Below are 2,246 nucleotides of genomic sequence, written 5' to 3' on the forward strand. Positions count from 1 at the left end.
CTTTTGGGGGGCGGGGCGGGAAACCGGGGTCGGCGCAGTGCGTGGCGGCGATGGCCTTGCGCGCTGCCATGAATTCGCCCGGTGAGTTCACGCATTCGGCGGCGCACAGCTGGCCGCTGCGCAGGTGCAGGACGGCGAACCTGCCGCTGGCCGGGTCGCCGCGCAGCACGGTCTGGTCGCCATGGCCGGGCAGGCCGGCGATCTGCAGCTTGGTGTCGTACTGATCGGACCAGAACCAGGGCGCTTCATGGGCGGGCAGTGCGCGGCCCGTGATGGCGCAGGCTGCGCGCCGGGCCTGTTCGAGCGCGCTGGGCACGCTTTCGAGCCGGTGCAGCCCGGGATAGCCGGCCAGGGGGCGGCGCGTGGCATCGCCTATGGCGTAGATGCCGGCCATGGCGGTACGGCCTTCGCCGTCCACGGCAATGCCGCCCGCGCAGTCCAGGCCGAGGGACTGCGCCAGCTCCACGCTGGGCGCTGCACCCACGCCGATGAGCACGGCATCGCACTCCAGGCGGGAGCCATCGGCCATCCTCAGGCCCGTGATGCCGGTGGGGCTGTCGCCCTGGATGGCGGTGACCGAGGCGTTGAAATGCACCTCCACGCCCTGGCCTGCATGCAGGCCGTGCAGATGTGCGGCCATCTGGGGCGAGGCGCTGCGCGACAGCAGCCTGCCTTCGCGCTCGATGACCCGGACCTGCACCCCCAGCTTGCGGGCCGTGGACGCGACTTCGAGACCCACATAGCCGCCGCCGATGATGGCCAGGCAGCGGGCGGTCTGCAGGTGGCCCCGCAGCGCCTGCGCGTCTTCCATGGTGCGCAGGTAGGTGACGCCGGGCCGCTCACCCCCGGGCAGGGCCAGCCAGCGCGGTGCGGCGCCTGTGGCAATGACCAGGTGGTCGTAGTGCAGTGCCGACCCGTCGTTCAGCGCTACCTGCCGCGAGCCCGGCTCTATGGCCATGGCGCGCACGCCCAGGCGCAGGGCAATGGCCTGGTCGGCATAGGCGCTGGCGGGCCGCAGCAGCAGATCGTCCAGGCCCATGGCCTGCTGCAGCCAGGCCTTGGACAGCGGCGGGCGCTGGTAGGGCGGCAGGTCTTCGCCGCCGACCAGGGTGATGGGGCCCGGGTGGCCGTACTGGCGCAGCAGGGCGGCCAGGGTGCCGCCGGCATGCCCGGCGCCGATGATGACGGCGTGGCCTTGGGGGTGTTGTGCGGGGGTCATGATGCACCTTTGCACGAGGCCTGGACTGCGGGGCGGGCGCAGATCTCGTCCCAGGCTTGCCGCATGAAGCGTGCGGCCGCCACGTTCTGCGCCAGCAGGTCATAGCGTGCGCCCAGGCCGTAGTCGGGCAGGTTGATGAATTCGGTGGTGAGGTGGCGCAGCGGGCTGTGCGGGTGCGCGTGGTGGTAGGCCAGCACCTTGCGGATGGCCTCTTTGGAGGGCTCCAGCAGGTAGGCGTGCCAGGGCGAATGCCATTCGCCGGGGCCGGGCCGCAGCATGGGGTACTGGATGCCCCGGCCCGGGCTGCCGTCCTCGTTGCGGTGCCACAGGTTCAGAGGCTGGTTGGGGCCGGCTGCGCGCAGCTGGGCCCAGCGCACGATGCCCATGTCCAGCCATTGTTCGCACAGGGAGCCGGGCTCGAAGGGGTCCAGCACCAGTTCGCCGCTCTCGACCAGTTCGCGCACGCCCGACAGTTCCTGCTCGGCCGGGTTGCCGATCTTGAAGTTCACATGGCTGTAGTCCAGCGTGAAGTGGAAGGGCACGCCATGCGCCTGCACGCGCCGGGCCACCTCGCGTACGCGCAGGAAGTCCTCGGTCCACATGTTGACGTGCAGCTCGAAGCTGGGCTCCACGCCCAGAGACATGGCGTCGTCGTAGACGCGCAGGTAGTGGTCGGTGATCTCGGCATCGTCCAGCACATGGCCGTCGCGGTGGTGCTTGAAGGTCATGATGTTGTGGCAGCGCGCGCCTATGGCCTGGCAGATGCGCAGGTTGTGGGCCAGCAGGGCCTCGTCCTCGCCCAGGCGGTAGAACCAGCTGGCCGTGTGCACGGGCAGGTTGAACTCGGCGATGGCGGCCTCGTACTCGGCCATTTGCGTGCGCAGAGGCAGGCGGTCGAAGCAGTCGAAGGCGCCGGTTTCACTGACCAGGCGGAACTGCTCGCGTATGGGCAGCTCCTGAAGGCCGATGGGCTGGTGGCGCGAGGAGCGCTGCACGCCACGGCCGTTGCAGCCGATGGGCGGGAGGG

General features: G+C 70.5%; 2 protein-coding genes. Both read right to left on the reverse strand.

The window, feature by feature from the left end:
* On the reverse strand, positions 1-1,219 hold a 1,219-nt coding region (locus IAE24_RS29905), incomplete at its 3' end, for an NAD(P)/FAD-dependent oxidoreductase (protein WP_200016419.1).
* On the reverse strand, positions 1,216-2,246 hold a 1,031-nt coding region (locus IAE24_RS29910; protein ID WP_200016420.1), incomplete at its 5' end, for a xylose isomerase. The genes IAE24_RS29910 and IAE24_RS29905, both read right to left, overlap by 4 nt.

Origin of the sequence: Delftia sp. S65 (assembly GCF_016516495.1) — a bacterium.
Taxonomy (GTDB): domain Bacteria; phylum Pseudomonadota; class Gammaproteobacteria; order Burkholderiales; family Burkholderiaceae_C; genus Comamonas; species Comamonas acidovorans.